This is a genomic window from Sphingobium sp. FW305-3-2-15-F-TSA7 (assembly GCF_058787155.1).
The window spans coordinates 1-1,409 of sequence record NZ_JBYSZM010000078.1 but is presented as its reverse complement, the minus strand read 5'-3'; the positions used below and the strand labels follow the sequence as shown (position 1 = coordinate 1,409).

The window sequence follows — 1,409 nt, the reverse complement described above, 5'->3', positions numbered from 1 at the left end:
AGCGGTTCGCACAGGACTGATGCGGTGGATGGCCCCTGTGTCCGACGATGGTGAGTCGTATTGTGGGCTGTTGTCGAAGCAACCCTCGCAAAGGACCATCCACCATGGAGATTACCACGATCGGCCTCGACTTGGCCAAGTCTGTTTTCCAGCTTCACGCCGTTGCTGCCGACGGCACTGTCGTTTGGCGCAAGAAGGTACGGCGCGGCGCGCTGCTCGACACCCTGGCGAAGGTCCCGGCCTGCCTGATCGGGATGGAGGCCTGCGCCACCGCGCACCACTGGGCGCGCGAGATTTCCGCCTTGGGGCACGAGGTTCGCCTGATGCCGCCGGCCTATGTGAAGGCCTATCTGCGGCGCCAGAAGAACGACGCTGCCGATGCCGAAGCGATCTGCGAGGCGGTGCGCCGACCGTCCATGCGCTTCGTGGCGGCCAAGGGCGCGGAGCGGCAGGCGGTGCTGGTCCTGCACCGGTCGCGCGAACTGCTGGTGCGCCAGCGCACCATGCTGATCAACGCGATCCGCGGTCATTGCGCCGAGTTCGGGCTGGTCGCCGCCCAAGGTGTGCGCGGCAGTCGCGATCTGGTTGAACGGATCGGGCAGGTTGACGGCGCAGCGCTGCCGGATCTAGCGAAAGAGGCGATGATGCTCCTGGCCGAGCAGCTCCATGCCCTGGCCCTGCGGATACAGACGCTCGATCGACGACTCCTGGCCTGGCATCGTCAGGATCAGGCCAGCCAGAGGCTGGCGACTATTCCGGGCGTGGGCGTCATCAGCGCCACCGCCCTGGCTGCCTCGGTTACCGATCCGGCAGCATACCGCTCCGGGCGGGAGTTCTCCGCCTCGCTGGGCCTGGCCCCACGTCAAAACTCCTCGGGCGGCAAGGACAAGCTGGGCAGGATCTCGAAGATGGGAGATCGCTACCTCAGGAAGCTGCTCGTGGTCGGCGCGACATCGGTGGTGCGGCGGGCGAGAACGGCCGACACCGCTGCTGCCAACTGGGTGCGCTGCCTGCTCGAGCGCAAACCTGCCCGGCTCGTTACTGTCGCCATGGCCAACAAGACCGCCCGGATCGTCTGGGCCGTGCTGGCGCGCGGCGGAACCTATCGTCCGGCCACCGTCGTCTGAGAACAATCGCGGCGCACATGCGCGGCCGCGTCGAACTGTAAGGGTGCCAATGGAAGTGATGATGACGATCTGAACGCGGCCGCAACGGCCGGGACAACCCGAGGTGGTGTCGGAGCTTCGAGCTCGATGGACTGAATGGGATCCGGCCAGCGGACAGCATCAGGGCCAGCGGCTATCATGTGCCGCACCAGTAGGCCGGACAGATGACCGCACCCTGCCAGATCAAATCATCAGCTCAATTTACCCCTTGCAGCGCAGGGGCCATCCACAGATGACACCACC

1 protein-coding gene is annotated in these 1,409 nt (G+C 65.9%); it reads left to right on the top strand.

Going from position 1 to position 1,409, the window contains the following annotated elements; genetic code table 11:
- Nucleotides 1–104: 104 nt before the first annotated feature.
- Nucleotides 105–1,127, top strand: coding sequence for an IS110 family RNA-guided transposase (locus AC3WN8_RS30085; RefSeq protein ID WP_492673213.1), 1,023 nt, complete (start codon nt 105–107; stop codon nt 1,125–1,127).
- Nucleotides 1,128–1,409 lie beyond the last annotated feature (282 nt).

Excerpts from the sequence above, each read along its gene's own strand:
- AC3WN8_RS30085 (WP_492673213.1), top strand. The coding sequence starts at position 105 with ATGGAGATTACCACGATCGGCCTCGACTTGGCCAAGTCTGTTTTCCAG.